Here is a 20,915-nt window from a genome sequence, read left to right on the forward strand (position 1 = left end):
CATGGATGTGCCGTGTGCGATCCGGGCCGGATTGTTGCCTGCAGGTGTGCGGGAGAAGCTCCGGCGAGCCGATTGTTGACAATTTGGCGGGGCGGCGGTTTGGCGCTCTGCCGATTTTTTATAAATTTGTACGGTGTTTATCGGTGCTGAATACCTTTGCAGCTCTTTGCGTCCGGCGAACGGCAGAATTACCGGACCGGTTCCGGAGGCCCGTTGCCGAAAGGAATGCGGAAGTGCGGGGCCGGAGCGTCGCAACCTGTAACGGGGAACCGGGAGCCTGAAGTTTGGAACCCGAACGGAATCCGGAATCCGAATCTGAAGCAGCGGAAATATAATAGGCTGTTAAACAGTGTTCTGGCTGCAATTGAAGGAGGGTGTTGTGTGCATTCCATAGTTCGTTGCGCCGCTGCCCTTACTTGTACTTCGTATAATTGTAAATTCGGGTGAGGTTTTGCAACCCGTGGAGGAACGAATTAACTATCCAAATAACTAACTTAAAGCGAAACTAAAGCAGATGAAAGACGTAACGACGTTGGCCGCGGACAATATCCGGATACTGGCGGCCTCAATGGTAGAGAAATCGAAGTCGGGCCATCCCGGAGGAGCGATGGGCGGTGCCGACTTTATCAACATCCTCTATACCGAGTTCCTGAAATACAATCCCGACGATCCCACCTATCCGCTGCGCGACCGTTTCTTCCTCGATCCGGGCCACATGTCGCCGATGCTCTATTCGGTGTTGGCGCTGGCCGGCTATTTTACGCTCGACGAGCTCAAGGATTTCCGCCAGTGGGGCAGCCCGACCCCGGGTCATCCCGAGCGTGACCTGAAACGGGCTATCGAGAATACTTCGGGTCCGCTGGGACAGGGCCATGCGATGGCTCTCGGTGCGGCGATCGCAGAACGTTTCATGGTTGAGCGTTTCGGCGAATGGATGGCGCACAAGACTTTCGCATTCATCTCCGACGGCGGCATCCAGGAGGAGGTATCCCAGGGCGTGGGCCGTATCGCCGGCCACCTCGGACTGCACAACTTTATCATGTTCTACGATTCGAACAACATCCAGCTTTCGACGAAGGTGGACGAGGTGTCGACCGAGGACATCGTGGCCAAATACGAGGCGTGGGGTTGGAACGTGATCAGCATCGACGGCAACGACGGCGGTGAGATTCGCATGGCGCTGACCCGTGCCGTGAACGAAACCGAGAAACCGACGCTGATCGTCGGCCATACGGTAATGGGCAAGGGCGCACTCGGCAAAGAGGGCGAGAGCTTCGAGAACAAAGTTTCGACACACGGCCAGCCGCTGACGGCTGCCGGGGCCGACATCGCCAAAACGGTGGCTAACCTGGGCGGCGATCCCGAAAATCCTTTCGTGATTTTCGACGACGTGAAAAAACTCTATGCCGAGCGGGCTGCCGAATTGCGTAAATGGGTGGCGCTGCGCCGCGAAGAGGAGAAGAGTTGGGCCGCTGCCAACGGCGAACTGGCCGAAAAACTCGACCAGTTCCTTTCCGGCAAACTGCCTGCGATCGATTACCTCGGCATCAAGTGCGGTGAAAACGTCGCTACGCGCGCCGCTTCGGCTGCTGTGCTGGGCGTGCTGGCCGAAAAGGTCGAGAACATGATCGTCGCTTCGGCCGACCTGAGCAACTCGGACAAAACCGACGGCTTCCTGAAAAAGACCCGTGCCATTTCCAAGGAGGATATGGGCGGCCGCTTCCTGCAGCCGGGCGTGTGCGAATTTACGATGGCCTGCATCATGAACGGTATGGCCCTGCACGGCGGAATCATTCCGGCCTGCGGTACCTTCTTCGTCTTCTCGGACTATATGAAGCCTGCACTGCGCCTTTCGGCGCTGATGCGCCTGCCGGTGAAGTTCATCTGGACACACGATTCGTTCCGCGTAGGCGAGGACGGTCCGACGCACCAGCCGGTGGAACACGAGGCTCAGTTGCGCCTGATGGAACAACTGCGCAACCACGAGGGCGAACGCTCGGTGGTGGTGCTGCGTCCGGCCGATGCCCGTGAGACGGTAGCCGCATGGAAGATCGCCATGGAGGAGCAGCGCCCGACGGCGCTGGTGCTGTCGCGTCAGAATATCAAGGACCTGCCGACGCTCGGCGGCAGCCGTGCCGAAGAGGCGATGCAGGTTGTCAAAGGTGCCTATATCGTGATGGATTGCGAAGGTAAACCCGATGTGATCCTGCTGGCAAGCGGCTCCGAGGTGGCTACGTTGGTGGACGGCGCAGAGAAGCTGAAAGCCGACGGTGTGAAGGTGCGTGTGGTTTCGGTTCCGTCGGAAGGCCTGTTCCGCGACCAGAGCGCCGAGTACCAGCAGAGCGTACTGCCCGCCGGTGTGCCCAAATTCGGCCTCACTTCGGGCCTGCCCGTAACGTTGGCCGGGTTGGTCGGCTGCGACGGCGAGGTGTTCGGTCTCGACCACTTCGGTTATTCGGCTCCCGCCGGTGTGTTGGACGGTAAATTCGGTTTCTCGGGCGAAAATGTCTACAACCGGGTCAAAGCGATGCTGAAAAAGTGACCGTTGTGGAAGGTGTCTTGTAAATTTTGCGTGCACCCAACTTAGAATTGCTTATATGATCGAAGGGATCCGCCACAAAAAAGGGCGGATCCCTTTTTATGTACAGATGTTGTCGTTTCGGATGCTTGGTAGGCGTTTGTCGCGGTAACCCGTCGCGCTGAAAGGCGCAGAGGGAAGGATGCCGCGGGTGGGGGCGGGTGCATTGGGGTGAAAGAGAAGAAAGCGGGAAAGGGTCGTAGAACAGAGGAAAAGAGGGGCGGGAGAGGATTGATAGGGGAAGCGGAAAAATCAAATCCGGACTTCGATCGGAAGTCCGGACGGGATCGGAGGGACCGGGAAACCGGTTGTTTTTGGTGTCGGATCGTCAGAGCAGGTCTACGACCTTTTCGAGCTGGATGCCGCGCGAACCCTTGATCAGAATGAAACGGTCGCGCAGGGGATGTTCGGCGAGATAGGCACGCAGCGCTTCCGTGTCTGCGAAGGGCCGGTAACCCGGCGTGTTGGCTCCCGCGAGAGCGAAACGGTCGCCTACTAGGTAGGCTTCGCTGATCTGTAACCGGTGCATCAGTTCGATCATGCGCGCGTGTTCCGCTGCGGCGTATTCGCCCAGTTCGCGCATGTCGCCCAGGATGACGGCTTTGGGTTGAGCGGAGACCGTGGCGGCGAAATTTTCCAGCGCGGCCTGCATGCTCGACGGATTTGCATTGTATGCGTCGAGGATCAGGGTGTTGTGCGCCGTCACTTGCTTTTGCGAGCGGTTGTTGTCCGGCGTGTAATCGGCGATCGCTGCGGCGGCCCCTTCCGGGGCGACGGCGAAGTAGGCGGCCATCGCCAGTGCGGCGGCGATGTTGTTCAGGTTGTAGTCGCCGACCAGCTTGCTGTGGATCGTGAGTCCTTCCCAACGGACGCCGATCATTTCACCGTCGTCATCGCGTGTCAGGCCGGAAGCGTTGTACGGGATGGCGTATAGGTTCGGGCGCTCGGCGACCATTTCACTCAGGACGGCATCGTCGCTCAGGTAGAATGCCGTGCCGCTGTTCGCGGCCAGGTAGTCGAGCAGTTCGCCTTTGCCTTTGCGGACGCCTTCCGGTCCGCCGAAACCTTCGAGGTGGGAACGTCCGATGTTCGTAATCAACCCGAAATCGGGGCGGGCGATCGCGCAGAGCTTTTCGATCTCGTGCCGGTGGTTCGCTCCCATTTCGACCACGGCGAAATCGGTTTCTGGCGTCATCGACAGCAGTGTCAGCGGAACCCCGATGTGGTTGTTCAGGTTGCCCTGGGTGACGGTCGTTTCGTATTTCTGCGACAGCGTACGGCCGACCAACTCCTTGGTCGTGGTCTTGCCGTTGCTGCCGGTGATCGCGAGAATCATCACGCCCAGTTCGCTCCTGTGGTAGGCGGCCAACTCCTGCAATGCCTCCAGCGTGTCGGGGACGAGGATGTAACGGCTGTCTCGCCGGGACTCTTCTTCCGTGCACTCTTCGCAGGTGCATCCTGCTTCGTGGGGTGATCCGTGTCCGCAATCGCACCCGGAACTTTCGTGTTTGTCGCCGCAGTCGCAGGTATGGGCTTCATCGTCGTGGCCGCAAGAGCACGGAGCCTCCTCGACCAGCGGGATTACTTTCGGATCGTCTACCACGACGGCAACCGCGCCGCTTTCCAGAGCTGCGGCGGCATACCGGTTTCCGTCGAAATGCTCGCCGTGCAGTGCGAAGAAGATCGAACCCGGTTCGATCCGGCGGCTGTCGGTCGAAATGTGCGGGTGCAGCAAGAATAGTTCGTATAGTTCGTGCAGCGTGTCGTTTTTCATGTCAGATGAATTTGTCTCCGATCTTGTATTTGACGTCGTCGATGAATTTCTTGATGTTCTGCTCGTTGCTCTTCGGACAGATCATCAGCACGTCGTCGGTGTCGACCACGATGTACTCCTCGAGCCCTTCGATAACGGTCAGTTTACCCTCTTTGTTCTTGACAATACATCCTTTGGTGTCGTAGAACAGGCACGGAGCGCTCTCCACATTGCCTTCGGGGTCCTTGGCCGAGTGTTGGTAGAGCGAACCCCAGGTGCCGATATCGGACCATCCGAAGTCGCTGCACCGTACATAAACGTTGCGCGCCTTCTCCATCACGCCGAAGTCGATCGAAATGCTGCGGCATGCGGGATAGATGTCGTCGATGGCCTGCTGTTCGGCCGGGGTGCCGTATTTGCCTTCTGCCGAAGCGAATAGTTGTTGCAGTTCGGGCAGGAATTCGTTCAGGTTCTCCATGATCGTGCCGACCTTCCAGATGAAGATGCCTGAATTCCAGAAAAATTCACCGCTTTCGATGAAGATTTTGGCCATCTCGAGATTCGGTTTTTCGGTGAAGGTCTTGACCTTGCGGATAGCCGGGCGGCCGTCGACCGGTACCGGGTCGATCTGGATATAACCGTATCCGGTGTCGGGGCGGCTGGGCTGGATGCCTATGGTCATCATCGCATGTTGCCGTTCGGTGAATTCGGCGCTTTCGGATATTACTTTGCGGAACTCCTCTTCGTTGAGGATCAGGTGGTCGGCGGGGGTGACGATCATCGTTGCGTCGGGATTGACGCTTCGGAGCCGCCATGCGGCGTAGGCGATGCAGGGGGCCGTATTGCGCCCGACCGGTTCGCAGAGTACCTGATGCGCTTTCAGCTCGGGCAGGTGTTCGAGTACCAGCGGTTTGTAGATGCTGTTGGTCGCTACGAGGAAGTTCTCCGGCGGGATGATCTTGGCGAAGCGTTCGTAAGTATGGCGGATGAAACTTTTGCCGGTACCGAGGATATCGAGGAACTGTTTGGGCTGCGAGCGGCGGCTGATCGGCCAGAAACGGCTGCCGATGCCTCCCGCCATGATAATGCAGTAGCGGTTTTGATCCATGTCGCGGGGATAAAAGTGGTTTTATTCTACAATGATACCTCTTTTTTTCGGGATACGCAAGCATTTGGGGCAGGGGCGGAAGAACCATCTGCCCGAATTTTTATAATTTTGCCGGGGAACGGCCCCGGCGTGCACAAACGCCGGAACGGGACGGTCTGCGCGGAAAATCGGGCGCTTGCCGTCCGACCGGTGTGAAACGCTTAAATGATTCGCTATGAAAATCAAACTGTTTACATTTCCCAATATCCTGACCCTGTGTAATCTGCTCTGCGGAGCCGGGGCGACGGTGGCGGCGCTGCGCTACGGCGACCTGTTCTGGCCGTTGGTGCTGATCGTGACGGCCGCCGTGTTCGACTTCCTCGACGGCTTTGCCGCACGGCTGCTGAAAAGTTACTCGCCGCTGGGTAAGGAACTCGATTCGCTGGCCGACTGCATCAGTTTCGGAATGGCACCTGCCGCCGTATTGCTGAACGTGTATTATGCCGCGGGGGGCGAGGGGCTGTGGGGGTATTCCGTGTTCGTGCTAGCGGCTTTCTCTGCGCTCCGGCTGGCGAAATTCAATATCGACGAAAACCAGACGACGCAGTTCATCGGCCTGCCTTCGCCCGCTTCAGCCCTGCTGGTCGCCGCTTCGGGATACCTGGTCGGAACGGGACAGTATGCCGTTGGTCCGTGGTTCGCGGTGGGCCTGGCCGCCGTGCTGAGCTACCTGCTGGTGTGCAACGTGCCGATGTTCGCGCTTAAATTCAAACATTATGGATTCCGCGGCAACGAGGTGCGCTATATCTTTGCGGTATGCGCCCTGCTGTCGCTGGCAATCTGGCATATCGTGGCCATTCCTTTCATCATCGTCGCCTATGTCGCCGTGTCGCTGGCGGTGCGTGCCGCCTGTTTTCGCAAGTCGTAATAAATTGCTACCTTTGCCGTTATTTTAAGGTAAGTTCAGGGCGGATGATCTCTCCGGGAAACAGATACAGGCTTATGCGTGCGGCGTTCGGAACGCTTTTTGCCCTGTGGGGTGTGGCGGCGCTGGCCCAGCAGCCCGGATTCTCGAACCGCAACAATGCGCTCGGGACGGGCTACAACGAGCAGAACCAGATTCAGTACGGCGCCCCGAGCGGGACGATCGACAACAATGCTCCCCAGCAGAAGGCCGACAGTACGAAAAAACCGAAAATCCGCAAACCGCTGGAGTCCTATTTCTTCGACGATTCGACGCGGGCGCGTTCCATTTTCGTCTGGCATCCGGATTTAAAGTACAACGAGGTGAAACAGTCCACGATAGATACCCTGATCGACGGCTTTCAGACCGATTACCCGTATCAGCGCTTGCGGGGCGGAATCGGTTCGGCCTATTTGGGCAACCTGGGCGGTGCGTCGATCCCGTTGGATGCTGCGCTGAGGCCCGATTACCGCAACTTCAGTTTCGCGCAAATCCTCGACGCTTACCTCGTAACCCCCGATCGGGCTAATTTCTACAACACCAAAAAGCCGTTCACCCACCTGTCCTATTTTTTCGGCGGTCAGAAAAAACGCCTCGAAGAGTCGCTTTGGGCCACCCATGCGCAGCAGATATCGCCCTCTACGGGCATGAACATCGACTACAAGAGCCGCGGTACGCGCGGGACCTACACGAACCAGGGCGCCCGTGACAAAAACCTTTCGCTGGGCTTTTCGCACACCGGCAAGAAATACTCGATCCATGCGGGCTATATTTACAACATGGCCAGCCTCAAGGAGAACGGCGGTATTCTGCGGGACGGGGACATTACCGATACCGTGTTCGACATGCCGGAGGTGATCGACGTCTATTTGACCGATGCCAAGAACGAGTACAAGAACAATGTCTTCTACCTGACCCAGTCGTACGGTATGCCCCTCAGGCGCCTCAGCGACGAGGATTTTTCGATTGCCGAGCGGTCGTCGGTTTTCATCGGCCATTCGTTCCTGTACAGCCGTTTCTGGCGCAAGTACACCGATACGAAGAGCGGGATGGCGAAAGGCGAGGACGTGAAGCCCTACTACGAGCATTGGTACATTAATCCGACGGCTTCGCGCGACTCGACCTTCGAGAGTCTGCTTTCAAACAAGGTGTTCGTGCAGTTGCAGCCGTGGGACCGCAACGGCGTGGTGGGCGTCATCAATGCCGGGATCGGCTACGACGTACACCATTATTACCAGTTCGCGATGCAGGACTACCTGTTCAAAAACAAGGGACATAACGAAAACAGCACCTACATTTACGGTTCGGTAGAAGGTAAGGTGCGCAAATATTTCAGTTGGCGGGCCGATGCCCAGTACCATCCTTTCGGTTACCGCAGCCAGGATATGAACATCGGCGGAGATATTTCGCTGAGTATTTTTCCCAAAGGACACCCCGTTACCCTCAGTGGCAGTATCCGTCTCGACAGGCGGACGCCGGGCTACTGGATGGATAACTATTTCTCTAACCACTTTGCGTGGTCGAACTCTTTTGAAAAAGAGACTGAGACCCGTTTTTCTGTTACTTTCTCCGCTCCGCACATCGGGGTGGAGCTGGGCGCGGATCAGAGTATCACGACGAATAAGATCTATTTCGGCGCGGATACGCTTCCCGCCCAGCACAATGGAAGTGTCAGCGTGACGGGTCTGTATGCTAAAAAGGATTTCCGCATCGGCGGACTTCACTTAAATCACAGGGTATTGCTCCAGTTTAGCAGTGCTCAGGAGGTTGTGCCTGTGCCTCTGGCAAGCGTCTATCTCAGTTATTTCTACGAATTCAATGTTGTCAAGGGGGTCTTGCGGCTCCAGATAGGCCTCGACGGCCGTTACAACACGAAGTACGCCGGGTTCGGTTACAATCCTGCCATCGGGCAGTTCTATAACCGGCGCGAGTACGTTGAGGACAAGGACAAGAATAAGAAATTACTGGAGGTGGGAGGCTATCCGTTTATCGACCTTTTCGCTGCGGCGAAATGGAAACGGATGCGGATTTTTGTCAAGATGCAGCACCTTAACGATGACCTGATCGGCGGCCGGAATTATTTTTCGGTGGCCCATTATCCGCTGACCAAGCGGTTTCTTAAGGTGGGTTTCTCCTGGAGCTTCTACGACTAGACTGTGGGCAGGTCAGCAGCCCGCAAAATTTAGCGTATGCTGAAAAAAACAAGCATGGCGGCCCTTGGGGTCGTCGCAAGTTCTTTTTTAAGTCTTTTTGTAAGTTGCAACCGTTCCCCGGAAACGACCGTGCGCCAGCGAGGCGAACTGGTCGTGGCGATGGATGCCGAGATGCCGGGGTACTTCGTACTGGGTGGCGAAAGTTATGGCTACCAATACGATCTGTTCAAGGCCTATGCCGATTACCTGGGCGTCAGGCTGCGGATTGTGGACGGAAACCGGCGGGGCGGCCGGATGGCTCCGGAGCAGGATGCGGCGGATATCGTTACGACCCTTGCGACCCGTGTCTACGATGACCGGGCCGGTGAAGCCGTACCGATCTACAACTCCTCGTATGTGCTGCTCGGCAGCAGGACGAAAGCTGCCGAGGCCCGCAAAGCCCAGAATTTCGACCTGATCCCGTTCCTGAAAGGGAACCGGTTGCTGGTCTCTTCGGGATTGCAGGGGACACCGCTGTACGAGTCGCTGCTCGATTCGCTTTCCGGGTCGAACATCTACGTCTCGTCGCGTAACAGCTTCGATATGATGGAGCTGATCCGCAGCGGAAAGTACGATTTCCTGATCTGCGAAATGAGTGAGGCGCAGTTGGGTAGCGCGTTGGTCCGGGGGGTCGAGCAGGTGTATACCTTCGACGAACCGCTCGCGATGAGCGCGGTGATCTCCTCGCAGGAGCAGCGCGAGGATTTCAAGGCGTGGCTGTCGCATTTCCGCGGCAGCGAGGAGTACGCGATGCTCAACGACCTCTATTTCGAGCGCGGCATCGTGGGCCGGGTGATGGGCCAGGGCCTGACCGCCAAGAATGCGGGCGGCATCTCGTCGTACGACGACCTGTTCCGCGACATGTGCGAGAAGGAGGGCTATGACTGGCGCCTGATTTCGGCGATCGCTTACAGCGAATCGCGCTTCAATCCTTACGTGGTGTCGCGCAAAGGGGCCAAAGGCCTGATGCAGGTGATGCCCCGCGTAGCGCGCCAGTTCGGTGTGCAGGGCGATTTGATGGACCCTGAAAACAACGTGCTGCTGGCACTCAAGGTGCTGGGCAAGATCGAGAAATCGCTCGACTTCGCCCCGGGTACGTCGTCCGCCGACCGGATGAAGATCGTGCTCGCCTGCTACAACGCCGGGCTCGGCCATGTGCTCGATGCGCGGAGCCTCGCCCGCAAGTACGGGGCGAATCCCGACTCCTGGAGCGATGTCTCGACCTACCTGAGCCTGAAATCCGATCCCGAAGTGGTCAAGGACGATGCCGTGAAATGCGGCAGGTTCAACAGCTCGCAGACGCTCGCTTTCGTGAACAAGGTCTTTTCGAAGTACACGACCTATTGCAACAACATCAGCCGGTAAGCTCTCCGGCGGCTGTCCGGTTCGCGGTGTCCGTTTTCGCCTTTCCCCTTTTGCATCAGGGCTACGATTCCTGTTTTCCGGGGAAACGATGCACGAACCCGTCCCTGATTTTCGGACAAAGCCATAAACAAAAGGCTCCTCATTCGAGGAGCCTTTTTTCGTGCCTGTATGAGAGGGGACCGGGTGCAGGGGATATACGCTTCCGGGTGGAAGCCGCCTGTCCTTGCACCGGCCGGAGTTCGTTACTGCTGCTTCAGCGCGGCGTGCGCAGCGGCCAGGCGTGCGATAGGCACGCGGTACGGTGAGCAGGAGACGTAGTTGAGCCCGGCATAGTGGCAGAACTCTACCGATGTCGGCTCGCCGCCGTGTTCGCCGCAGATACCGCATTTGAGCTGAGGTTTCACACTGCGGCCTTTGAATACCGCTTCGCGAACGAGTTGGCCGACACCGTTCACGTCGATGATCTGGAACGGGTCGTACTTGAGAATACCCTTTTCGAGGTAGATCGGCAGGAACTTCGCCACGTCGTCGCGCGAATAACCGAAGGTCATCTGCGTAAGGTCGTTGGTGCCGAACGAGAAGAAGTCGGCCACTTCGGCGATCTGGTTCGCGGTGACGGCTGCGCGCGGAATCTCGATCATCGTACCCACGGCGTAGTCGATAATCATGTTGTGTTCGGCGAACACCTCCTGCGCCACAGCGTCGATCACGGCTTTCTGTGCGCGCAGCTCGCGGTGCGTACCTACCAGCGGAACCATAATCTCGACGTGTACGTCGATACCTTTTTTCTTGATGTTCAGGGCAGCCTCAATGATGGCGCGGGTCTGCATCTCGGTGATTTCGGGATAGGTGTTGCCCAGGCGGCAGCCACGGTGACCCAGCATCGGGTTCGACTCGGCCAGTGCGTCCACCTTGTTCTTGATTACCTCGTAGGAGACCTTCATTTCCGCTGCCATGTCGCGCATCTCCTTTTCGAAGTGCGGTACGAATTCGTGCAGGGGCGGGTCGAGCAGGCGCACCGTTACCGGATGGCCGTTCATCGTTTCGAACAGCCCTTCGAAGTCGCCGCGCTGCATCGGCAGCAACTTGGCCAGCGCTTTGCGGCGTCCCTCCTCGTCGTCTGCGAGGATCATCTCGCGGACGGCTTTGATGCGGTCGCCCTCGAAGAACATGTGTTCGGTACGGCACAGGCCGATGCCCTGCGCGCCGAAGCGGAATGCGGTTTTCGCATCGCGCGGCGTGTCGGCGTTCGCACGCACCTTCAGGTGCGCGAACTCGTCGGCCAGTTCCATCAGTTTGGCGAAATCGCCGCTCACTTCCGCGTCTTTCGTGGCTACCTTGCCTTCGTAGATCACGCCGGTCGAGCCGTTGAGCGAAATCCAGTCACCCTCTTTATAGGTCTTGGTGCCGACGGTGATCGTGCGGTTCTTGTAGTCGATCACCAGGTCGCCGGCTCCCGATACGCAGCACTTGCCCATGCCGCGGGCTACGACGGCAGCGTGCGAGGTCATACCGCCGCGTGCGGTCAGGATGCCTTCCGACAGGGTCATGCCCTTGAGGTCTTCGGGTGAGGTTTCGATGCGGACGAGGATCGTCTTTTTGCCTTCGGCAGCCCATTTTTCGGCGTCGTCGGCGAAGAATACGATCTGGCCCGTGGCAGCGCCCGGAGAGGCGGGGAGTCCTTTGCTGATGATAATGGCCTTTTTCAGTGCGGCACTGTCGAATACCGGATGCAGCAGTTCGTCGAGTTTGGCCGGCTCCACGCGAAGTACGGCGGTCTTTGCATCGATCATGCCCTCGGCGAGCATATCCATCGCGATCTTGACCATGGCCGCACCGGTACGCTTGCCGCTGCGGGTCTGCAACATCCACAGTTTGCCGCTCTGGATCGTGAATTCGATGTCCTGCATATCCTTGAAGTACTCTTCGAGGTGTTGCTGGATCTCATTCAGCTCGGTGAATGCGGCGGGCATCACCTCTTCGAGGGACGGATATTTCGTCGCACGTTCGCTTTCCGAAATGCCTTGCAGTTCGGCCCAGCGGCGCGATCCTTCGATCGTAATCTCCTGGGGGGTACGGATGCCGGCTACCACGTCTTCGCCTTGTGCGTTGACGAGGTACTCGCCGTTGAAAATGTCCTCGCCCGTTGCGGCGTCACGCGTGAAGGCTACGCCGGTTGCCGAGGTTTCGCCCATGTTGCCGAAAACCATCGACTGTACGTTCACGGCGGTGCCCCATTCGGCCGGGATGTTGTTGAGTTTGCGGTAGAGGATCGCGCGCTCGTTCATCCAGCTGCTGAACACGGCGCAGACGGCACCCCAGAGCTGTTCCCACGGGTCGGTGGGGAAGTCTTTGCCGGTCACTTTCTTCACGGCGGCTTTGAAACGCTTCACGAGTTCCTTGAGGTCGTCGGTCGTCAGGTCGGTATCGAGCTTGACGCCCTTTTCCTTCTTCACCGCATCGATGATCTCCTCGAACGGATCTTCGTCCTCTTTGCTCTGCGGCTTCATATCCATCACCACGTCGCCGTACATCTGTACGAAACGGCGGTACGAGTCCCATGCGAACCGGGGATTGTTCATCTTTTTGGCCAGTCCTTCGACCACCTCGTCGTTGAGTCCGAGGTTCAGGATCGTGTCCATCATGCCCGGCATCGACGCGCGCGCGCCGGAACGGACCGATACCAGCAGCGGGTTGGCGCTGTCACCGAACTTCATATTCATGATCTGCTCGACCCCCTTCATGGCGGCTTCCACTTCGGGTTTGATCAGTTTGACGACGCCCTCTTTGCCGAGGGTATAATATTCGGCGCACACTTCGGTCGTGATCGTGAAACCCGGAGGCACCGGAATGCCGATCAGGTTCATCTCCGCCAGGTTGGCTCCCTTGCCGCCGAGCAGCTCTCTCATCTTTCCGTTGCCTTCGGCCTGCTTGTTGCCGAAGGTATAGACTCTCTTCGTTTTTGGCATATGGTTGCGTTTTTTGATTTAAAAGGGCTTTTTAAAATTTTTTAATAAAATGGTGGCTGTATTGTTAAAATTTACACTTTCTACCGGGGAAGCAAAGGTAGCACTTTATTCGGATTTGCCAAAAAATAGACCCGGTAACGTCTTATCATTCTTGTTTTTCATCGTTTACCGGGATCGTATTCTTCCGTTCGAGTACAATCCAGACCGGCAGGTGGTCGCTGTAGCCGGCCGTGTATGTGTTCCCGTCGAAGGTGCGCAGCGGATACCCCCGCTTGGATCCCGACATGTTCAGCTGGTATTCCCGCACGAAAATGCCGTAGGTGCCTCCGAAATGCAGTTCAGTATCTGTCCCTGTTCCGGCCTTCGGAACTTCCCTCAGGTTATGGCTCATCATAATAAAATCGTACAGCAGCCTGCGGTCCCGGTAAACGTACGAACCGTATCCGCGCCGTTCGCTTTCGGTAAAAGGCGTGAAGAACCTTTCGCCCGTTACGGTGCGTCCGGCCTGGGAACGAGGCGTCGCATTGAAGTCGCCCATCACGATCACTTTGCGTTCCGGGTTCAGCCGTGCCAGCGAATCGGCCGCCGCGTGCAGCGCATCGGCGGCACGGTTGCGCAAAGCGGCGTCGTTTAGCATCGACGGCATGTGGCACACCACAACGCAAACCCGCTCTCCGTATAAGTCGCCGTCTACCACCAAAAATTGACGGCGTACCGCATTTCCGCCAACCTGGTTTACCCGTTGCGGAACGAAAGCGCTTCCGCGATAGAGCAACGCTACATCGATACCGCGAGGGTCGTCGGTATTGCGGTGGATGTAGTTGTAATCCTGACGCATCGCAAACATCAGGTCGCGCACTACCGCTTCGTTTTCCACTTCCGCGAGTCCCACGATGTCGGCATTCAGTTCGTCGAGCACTCGGGCGATACGGCCGATTTTGCATGCGTACCGCTGCGTGTCCCAGTGCCGTGCTCCCTGCGGGGTGTACTCGCCGTCCGAGATCAACGGATTGCGGATCGTGTCGAACAGGTTTTCGGTGTTGTAAAAAGCCACCTTCACCCGTTCTGGACCTCCGCTCGATGCCGTGGCCGGAATACCGGCACCCGTACAAACCGCCAGTACCGTACTCGCAGCAATGGATGGGAGTCTTTTACAAAAGCCCGTTGCATGCCGCCGGACAAGCCGGCGGATCGGTTGGGATGACAGAGGTATCGGCATAGCTTGAAATAAAGATAATAATTTTTTGCTTTCGGTGTGCGGGGCCGTGTGAAAATTTGGCGGATTTTCCGGGTTACGGGTGACGACCTGTTTCCGTGTGTTTCCGGTACGGGGGAGCGTGATATGCAATACTTAAAAAGTAATGCCATGGCTTGCACAGTATGTTGTATAAAACAGTGAGTTGTACAAGTCGCATCATATAAAAATACGTTTAATCGACCTTATAATAAATAGGTGTATCAACCGGGGGGCGATTATGTGTGGTTGTGGATGATCCGGAGTGCTGAAGCGAAGTCGGTTTTTGCCCCTTTTTAGGCGTTTTTAAGGCCTTTGGAACGAATCTTTCCTGAGGTGGAAAACCGCTTCGGCGAAAAGATGCCCCGGAATCGCATTTTAAAGGCCGTTTTTTGGTAGTTCGCCAAAAAAGCCGTAATTTAGCACAGTTATATGAATGTGAAACCATGGAAGAAACCGGAGAAAAAATTATTAAAATCAATATAGAGGAGGAGATGAAAACCGCCTACATCGACTATTCGATGTCGGTGATCGTCGCCCGTGCATTGCCTGACGTGAGGGACGGACTCAAACCCGTGCACCGCAGGATTCTCTATGACATGAGCAACGAGCTGAACCTCTACTCGGACAAGCCTTACCGTAAGTCGGCCCGTATCGTCGGCGACGTGCTCGGTAAGTTCCACCCGCACGGCGACTTGTCGGTTTACGATGCGATGGTGCGTATGGCCCAGGAGTGGAGCCTGCGCTACCGGCTCGTTGACGGACAAGGTAACTTTGGTTCGGTCGACGGCGATTCCCCGGCGGCCATGCGTTATACCGAGGCCCGCATGATGAAGATCACCGACGAGGTGATGGCCGATATCGACAAGAATACGGTCGATTTCCGTCCCAACTTCGACGAGACGATCCTTGAGCCCACGGTATTGCCGACCAAGGTGCCGCTGCTGCTGGTCAACGGCACGTCGGGTATCGCGGTAGGTATGGCGACCAATATGCCGCCGCATAACCTTTCGGAAGTGGTCGACGCCTGCTGCGCTTATATCGACAATCCCGAGATCGAGACATCCGAATTGTTGCGTTACGTCAAGGCGCCGGATTTTCCTACGGGCGGTATTGTCTACGGTTATGAGGGCGTGCGCGAGGCGTACGAAACCGGCCGCGGACGCGTGATCATGCGCTCGAAGACCGAGATCGAGCATACCTCGACCGGTCGCGAGTGCATTATCGTAACCGAGATCCCTTACATGGTCAACAAGGCCGAGATGATCAAGAAGATCGCCGACCTGATCAACGAGAAAAAGCTGGAGGGTATCGCTTATATTAACGACGAGAGCGACCGGAGCGGCATGCGTATCGTCATTATCCTCAAGACCGATGCGGTGGCCAGCGTGGTGCTGAACAACCTCTACAAATATACGCCGCTGCAGACTTCGTTCCCGGTGAACAATATCGCACTGGTGGACGGGCGTCCGATGCTGCTGACGCTACGCGACATGATCAAATATTTCGTCCGTCACCGCCACGACGTGGTGGTGCGCCGTGCGAAGTACGATTTGGAACAGGCCGAGAAGCGGGCGCACATCCTCGAAGGGTTGCTCATCGCGGTGGACAACATTGACGAGGTGATCCGCATCATCCGGGCGGCGAAAACCCCGGACGAGGCGAAAATCGGTTTGATCGAGCGTTTCTCGCTGAGCGAGGTGCAGGCCGCTGCGATTATCGACATGCGCCTCCGCGCGCTGACCGGCCTCGAGCGCGACAAGCTCAAAGCCGAATACGACGAACTGTGCAAGTGGATCGAATACCTCAAGGAGGTGCTGGTGAATACCGAACTGCAGATGAAGATCATCAAGGACGAGATGATCGAGTTGCGGGAGAAATACGGCGACGAACGCCGCACGGAGCTCGTGATGAGCGCCGAGGAGTTCAATCCGGAAGATTTCTACGCCGATGAGGAGATGGTGATCACCATTTCGCATATGGGTTATATCAAGCGTACTCCGCTGACCGAGTACCGTACGCAGAACCGCGGCGGGGTCGGCATGAAGGGCAGTGCGACGCGCGACGAGGATTTCATCGAGCATATTTATGTCACGACGATGCACAATACGATGCTCTTCTTTACCGAGAAGGGCCGTTGTTACTGGCTCAAGGTCTACGCGATACCCGAGGGTTCGCGTTCTTCGAAGGGGCGTGCATTGCAGAACGTGATCCAGATCGAGCCCGATGATAAGATCCGCGCTTACATCAACGTCCGCCGCCTCGACGACAAGGAGTATGTGGACAACAACTACATCATTATGTGTACGAAGGCGGGTATCGTTAAAAAGACCCGGCTGGAGGCATATTCCCGTCCGCGCCAGAACGGCGTGAACGCCATTACGATCAAAGACGGCGACGAGTTGATCGAAGCCAAGCTCACTACCGGTAACAGCGAAGTGCTCATCGCAGCCAAGGATGGCAAGGCGATCCGTTTCAATGAACAGGCCGTGCGTCCGATCGGGCGTACCGGGGCCGGGGTGAAGGGCATCACCATCGAGGACGGCGACGAGGTGATCGGTATGGTTTGTGTGGAACCCGATACCAAAGAGGATATACTGGTCGTTTCCGAAAACGGATACGGCAAACGTACCGACCTGGACGATTACCGCATTACGAACCGTGGCGGTAAGGGTGTTAAAACGTTGCAGATCACCGAAAAAACGGGTAAACTGATCGCGATCAAGTCGGTGACCGATGCCAACGACCTGATGATCATCAACCGTTCAGGCCTGACGATCCGCATTCCGGTAGGCGATATCCGCCTTTCGGGCCGTGCGACGCAGGGCGTCAAGGTGATCAACCTGCGCGACGGCGATTCGATCGCATCGGTGATCCCGGTGCCGAAGAGCGATGAAGAGGAGCCTGCCGGAGAAACCGGCACAACCGAGGAGCAGGCCGGTACCGGTGAAAGCGTATCTGTAGATAACGCGTCTCAGGACGGAAGCGTCTCCACACAGGATAATGCATAGGCAACACAAACAAGGAAAAATAGGTTACATTAAAAATCTGAAAATTATGAAACGATTATTGGTATTGGTTTCCGTGGCTGTGCTGGGTGCTGCCGGTACGGCTTTCGGACAGGCCGGAGTGAACGAGTCGAGCCTTTTGCAGAAGGTGGACAAGGCCGAAGCTGCGACCAAAGATCCGAAAAAGAGTGGCAAGGCTGCGACGTGGATCGCATTGGGTGAAGCCAACTATGAAGCGACTACCGCACCGACTTCCAAACTGTTTAAAGGAATGGATGAACCGACGATGAACCTGGTGCTCGGACGTCGGGATCTGACGTCCGAAACGGTGAATGATATGGAATTGGGTAAAGCTTCCTACGACTATCTCGACGTGTACCTGAAAGACGGTATCGTGGTATTTTGGAAAGAAAAGAAGACCATCAACGACGGCGGATTGGAGAAATCCCTTGCCGCTTACCTGAAGGCTTATGACCTGGACAAAGGCAATGCTTCGACGCTGAAGAAAGTGCAGGAAGGGGTGACGACGCTCTATAACGCTTACAAACAGGTCGGCGACAATAACTACACGCAGCGCTCGATGCCTGCCGCAGCGGCAGCTTTCGGCAAAGCCTACGATCTGACCAAAGGCGGTATCATCGATGTACAGGATACCACCAGCGGTTTCAATGCCGGTCTGATCTATGCGATCATTGGCGATTACGCAGACGGCGAAAAGTATCTGTCCGCAGCGCTGGACGACGGATTGTACAAGGGTGGCGATACTTACTATTACCTGAATATTTGTCAGACCGGCGAGGGTAAGAATGCCGAGGCCAAGGAGACACTGATGGAAGGTATCAAGGCTTTCCCGATGAATACGAAACTGGTCGAAGGCCTGCTGTCGGTTTATGCTGCGACGGGCGAAGATCCCAACACGATCATCCCGATCGTGGAAGAGGCTATCCAAAAAGACCCGAAAAATCCTGAACTCTATGCCGGCCTGGGCCGTGTGTACGACAAGCTGGGACAGGCCGACAAATCGATCGAGGCGTTCAACCATGCACTGAGCCTTGCCCCGGAAGATTTCGGTACCAACTTCAACATCGGCCTGATGCTGATCAAGCAGGGCGATGCCGCGAACAACATCCTCAAGGACAAACCGTTCACGAGCAAGAAGGCTTTCGACGAAGACTTGGCCAAGGTGAACAACATGTACTCCAAGGCTTTGGCTCCGCTCGAAAAGGCACATTCGCTGAATCCGAAGGATGTCAGCACGGTCGAATTGCTGAAGAACCTCTATTTCCGCCTGCGCGACGAAAGCCCCGCAAATATGGACAATTACAAGAAATACAACGAATTGCTGCAGTCGATGCAGTAACCGGACGGGATATTTTTTCAAAAAGGGCGCTCTTCGGGGCGCTCTTTTTTATTTTGGACAAAATTTTGCAGGAAAGCGGCTGAAAGATTACTTTTGTAAACCATAACTTTGGATGGAAAGCGGGTAGTTGCGGTGGGGCTGAGGTCCGCACCGGAGTACCGTTACGAAAAGCTAAGCTGGGAAAGTCACATGGAAGAACAGGATAAGATATTGTCGGAACTGACCGGTTCCGAATACAAATACGGCTTCACGACCGACATCGAGACCGAAATGATCCCGAAAGGTTTGGACGAGGAGGTGGTGCGGCTGATCTCGGCCAAAAAGGGAGAACCGGAGTGGATGCTCGAATACCGTTTGAAAGCTTTCAGGCATTGGAAGACGATGACGATGCCGCGTTGGCCGCACCTCGACCTGCCGGAGATTGATTTCGAGGATATTATCTACTACGCGGCTCCGAAACCCAAACCGAAACTGAACAGTCTGGACGAGATCGATCCGGAGTTGAAGGCTACTTTCGATAAGCTGGGGGTACCGCTCGAGGAGCAGATGATCATGTCCGGCGTGGCGGTCGATGCGGTGATGGATTCCGTATCGGTGAAGACTACTTTCCGGGAGACCCTTTCGGAAAAGGGAATTATCTTTTGTTCGATGTCCGAGGCGATCCGCGATTACCCGGAGTTGGTCCGCAAGTATCTGGGCAGCGTCGTGTCGAGTACCGATAACTTTTTCGCGTCGCTCAATGCGGCGGTCTTTTCTGACGGTTCGTTCTGTTATGTGCCTCAGGGGGTTCACTGCCCGATGGAGCTTTCGACCTATTTCCGGATCAATGCGGCCGGGACGGGGCAGTTCGAGCGGACGCTGATCGTGGCCGACGAAGGGGCCTACGTGAGTTACATGGAGGGCTGCACTGCGCCCCAGCGGGATGAAAACCAGCTGCATGCGGCCGTGGTGGAGATCGTCGTGATGAAAGATGCCGAAGTGAAATATTCGACCGTGCAGAACTGGTATCCCGGCGATAAGGAGGGGCGCGGCGGTATCTATAACTTCGTGACGAAGCGCGGCATCTGCAAGGGTGAGAATGCGCGGCTGTCGTGGACGCAGATCGAGACCGGTTCGGCGTTGACGTGGAAATATCCGAGCTGCATCCTGGCCGGCGACAATTCGGTCGGCGAGTTCTATTCGGTGGCTGTGACGAATAACCGCCAGCAGGCCGACACCGGTACGAAGATGATCCACTTGGGACGCAATACGCGCAGCCGGATCGTCAGCAAAGGGATCTCGGCGGGCGTGAGCCAGAACAGCTACCGGGGTTTGGTCAAAGTGGCGCAAAAGGCTGAAAATGCACGCAATTATTCGCAGTGCGACTCGCTGCTGATCGGCGACCGATGCGGTGCGCACACGTTCCCTTATATCGAGGCGAACAACCGTTCGGCTGTCGTCGAACACGAAGCGACCACCTCGAAAATCGGCGAGGACCAACTCTTTTACTGCAACCAGCGCGGTATTTCGACCGAGGATGCCGTCGGGCTGATTGTGAACGGATACGCTAAAGAGGTGCTCAATAAACTGCCGATGGAGTTCGCGGTCGAGGCGCAGAAATTGCTGTCGATCTCGCTGGAAGGCAGCGTGGGATAAAAATAAAACGGACGAGATATGTTAGAGGTTAAGAATTTACATGCCAGCGTAGACGGCAAAGAGATATTGAAAGGGATCGACCTGAGCGTCAAGGCCGGCGAGGTACATGCGATCATGGGGCCGAACGGTTCCGGCAAGAGTACGCTCGCGTCGGTGCTGGCGGGCAACGAGCGTTTCGAGGTGACCGGGGGCGAGGCGTGGTTCGAGGGTGAAAACCTTTTCGACAAAAGTATCGAAGAGCGTGCCCGCATGGGCCTTTTCCTCGGCTTCCAGTATCCTGTCGAAATTCCAGGCGTGAGCATGGCCAACTTCTTGCGCTATGCGGTGAACGAAAAACGCAAGTACCGCGGAGAGGAGCCCCTTTCGGCCGCTGAATTCCTGCGCATGATGCGTGAAAAGAGCGCGTTGGTCGAAATCGACAGCAAGCTCACGGGACGGGCCGTCAACGAGGGGTTCTCGGGCGGCGAGAAGAAGAAGAACGAAATCTTCCAGATGGCGATGCTTGAGCCGAAGCTGGCGATTCTCGACGAGACGGACAGCGGACTGGACATCGATGCGCTCAGGATCGTCGCCACCGGCGTGACGAAACTCAAGCGGCCCGACAACGCGACGATCGTCATCACGCACTACCAGCGCCTGCTGGACTACATCGTGCCCGATGTGGTGCATGTGCTTTATAACGGCCGCATCATTCATTCGGCAGGCAAGGAGCTTGCCCTCAAACTCGAGGAGCAGGGTTACGACTGGCTGATCAACCAATACGAGTAACG

The 20,915-nt window shown here is 56.6% G+C and carries 12 protein-coding genes; 8 read left to right on the top strand and 4 right to left on the bottom strand.

The window, feature by feature from the left end:
- Nucleotides 1-514 precede the first annotated feature (514 nt).
- Nucleotides 515-2,542, top strand: a complete 2,028-nt coding sequence (locus NQ495_RS10870; RefSeq protein ID WP_009133287.1) for a transketolase family protein — start codon at nucleotides 515-517, stop codon at nucleotides 2,540-2,542.
- Nucleotides 2,543-2,906: 364 nt separating this feature from the next.
- Here the strand turns inward: NQ495_RS10870 and NQ495_RS10875 are convergent, their stop codons facing one another.
- Together NQ495_RS10875 and NQ495_RS10880 are read right to left on the bottom strand one after the other, a co-directional pair.
- On the bottom strand, nucleotides 2,907-4,352 hold the full coding sequence (locus NQ495_RS10875) for a UDP-N-acetylmuramoyl-tripeptide--D-alanyl-D-alanine ligase (protein WP_009133288.1): 1,446 nt from the start codon (nucleotides 4,350-4,352) through the stop codon (nucleotides 2,907-2,909).
- A gap of 1 nt (nucleotide 4,353) precedes the next feature.
- Nucleotides 4,354-5,439: a mannose-1-phosphate guanylyltransferase gene (locus NQ495_RS10880; protein WP_009133289.1), complete on the bottom strand. Its 1,086-nt coding sequence runs from the start codon at nucleotides 5,437-5,439 to the stop codon at nucleotides 4,354-4,356.
- A gap of 214 nt (nucleotides 5,440-5,653) precedes the next feature.
- Between NQ495_RS10880 and pssA the strand changes: the two genes are divergently transcribed.
- From pssA to NQ495_RS10895, 3 genes are all read left to right on the top strand, one after another.
- Nucleotides 5,654-6,346 carry a CDP-diacylglycerol--serine O-phosphatidyltransferase gene (pssA, locus tag NQ495_RS10885; RefSeq protein WP_009133290.1) on the top strand — a complete coding sequence of 231 codons (693 nt, stop codon included), beginning with the start codon at nucleotides 5,654-5,656 and terminating at the stop codon, nucleotides 6,344-6,346.
- Nucleotides 6,347-6,420: 74 nt separating this feature from the next.
- Nucleotides 6,421-8,535, top strand: a complete 2,115-nt coding sequence (locus NQ495_RS10890; protein ID WP_009133291.1) for a putative porin — start codon at nucleotides 6,421-6,423, stop codon at nucleotides 8,533-8,535.
- 36 nt (nucleotides 8,536-8,571) lie between these two features.
- Nucleotides 8,572-9,939 carry a transglycosylase SLT domain-containing protein gene (locus tag NQ495_RS10895; protein WP_009133292.1) on the top strand — a complete coding sequence of 456 codons (1,368 nt, stop codon included), beginning with the start codon at nucleotides 8,572-8,574 and terminating at the stop codon, nucleotides 9,937-9,939.
- A 242-nt stretch (nucleotides 9,940-10,181) separates the two neighbouring features.
- On the opposite strand, the gene ppdK is transcribed toward NQ495_RS10895, so the two are convergent.
- Entirely contained in the window at nucleotides 10,182-12,908 is a 2,727-nt protein-coding gene (gene ppdK, locus NQ495_RS10900; protein WP_009133294.1) for a pyruvate, phosphate dikinase, read from the bottom strand.
- 145 nt (nucleotides 12,909-13,053) lie between these two features.
- Complete coding sequence (locus NQ495_RS10905; RefSeq protein WP_009133295.1) at nucleotides 13,054-14,127, bottom strand: endonuclease/exonuclease/phosphatase family protein; 1,074 nt, start codon at nucleotides 14,125-14,127, stop codon at nucleotides 13,054-13,056.
- Nucleotides 14,128-14,588: 461 nt separating this feature from the next.
- Here NQ495_RS10905 and gyrA point away from each other — a divergent pair, with 461 nt between their 5' ends.
- The 4 genes from gyrA (at nucleotide 14,589) to sufC (ending at nucleotide 20,913) form a co-directional block, all read left to right on the top strand.
- Nucleotides 14,589-17,153, top strand: coding sequence for a DNA gyrase subunit A (gene gyrA, locus NQ495_RS10910; RefSeq protein ID WP_009133296.1), 2,565 nt, complete (start codon nucleotides 14,589-14,591; stop codon nucleotides 17,151-17,153).
- 46 nt (nucleotides 17,154-17,199) lie between these two features.
- The gene (locus tag NQ495_RS10915) at nucleotides 17,200-18,510 is read left to right on the top strand and encodes a tetratricopeptide repeat protein (RefSeq protein WP_009133297.1); all 1,311 of its coding nucleotides are present in this window, start codon (nucleotides 17,200-17,202) and stop codon (nucleotides 18,508-18,510) included.
- A gap of 189 nt (nucleotides 18,511-18,699) precedes the next feature.
- Nucleotides 18,700-20,145: a Fe-S cluster assembly protein SufB gene (gene sufB, locus NQ495_RS10920; protein WP_009133298.1), complete on the top strand. Its 1,446-nt coding sequence runs from the start codon at nucleotides 18,700-18,702 to the stop codon at nucleotides 20,143-20,145.
- An 18-nt stretch (nucleotides 20,146-20,163) separates the two neighbouring features.
- On the top strand, nucleotides 20,164-20,913 hold the full coding sequence (sufC, locus tag NQ495_RS10925) for a Fe-S cluster assembly ATPase SufC (RefSeq protein ID WP_009133299.1): 750 nt from the start codon (nucleotides 20,164-20,166) through the stop codon (nucleotides 20,911-20,913).
- The last annotated feature ends 2 nt before the right edge of the window (nucleotides 20,914-20,915 follow it).

This window comes from Alistipes indistinctus YIT 12060 (assembly GCF_025144995.1).
Taxonomy (GTDB): domain Bacteria; phylum Bacteroidota; class Bacteroidia; order Bacteroidales; family Rikenellaceae; genus Alistipes_A; species Alistipes_A indistinctus.

Excerpts from the sequence above, each read along its gene's own strand:
- NQ495_RS10870 (WP_009133287.1), top strand. The coding sequence starts at position 515 with ATGAAAGACGTAACGACGTTGGCCGCGGACAATATCCGGATACTGGCG.
- pssA (WP_009133290.1), top strand. The coding sequence starts at position 5,654 with ATGAAAATCAAACTGTTTACATTTCCCAATATCCTGACCCTGTGTAAT.
- NQ495_RS10895 (WP_009133292.1), top strand. The coding sequence starts at position 8,572 with ATGCTGAAAAAAACAAGCATGGCGGCCCTTGGGGTCGTCGCAAGTTCT.
- gyrA (WP_009133296.1), top strand. The coding sequence starts at position 14,589 with ATGGAAGAAACCGGAGAAAAAATTATTAAAATCAATATAGAGGAGGAG.
- ppdK (WP_009133294.1), bottom strand. The coding sequence starts at position 12,908 with ATGCCAAAAACGAAGAGAGTCTATACCTTCGGCAACAAGCAGGCCGAA.
- NQ495_RS10915 (WP_009133297.1), top strand. The coding sequence starts at position 17,200 with ATGAAACGATTATTGGTATTGGTTTCCGTGGCTGTGCTGGGTGCTGCC.
- sufB (WP_009133298.1), top strand. The coding sequence starts at position 18,700 with ATGGAAGAACAGGATAAGATATTGTCGGAACTGACCGGTTCCGAATAC.
- NQ495_RS10880 (WP_009133289.1), bottom strand. The coding sequence starts at position 5,439 with ATGGATCAAAACCGCTACTGCATTATCATGGCGGGAGGCATCGGCAGC.
- NQ495_RS10905 (WP_009133295.1), bottom strand. The coding sequence starts at position 14,127 with ATGCCGATACCTCTGTCATCCCAACCGATCCGCCGGCTTGTCCGGCGG.
- sufC (WP_009133299.1), top strand. The coding sequence starts at position 20,164 with ATGTTAGAGGTTAAGAATTTACATGCCAGCGTAGACGGCAAAGAGATA.
- NQ495_RS10890 (WP_009133291.1), top strand. The coding sequence starts at position 6,421 with ATGCGTGCGGCGTTCGGAACGCTTTTTGCCCTGTGGGGTGTGGCGGCG.
- NQ495_RS10875 (WP_009133288.1), bottom strand. The coding sequence starts at position 4,352 with ATGAAAAACGACACGCTGCACGAACTATACGAACTATTCTTGCTGCAC.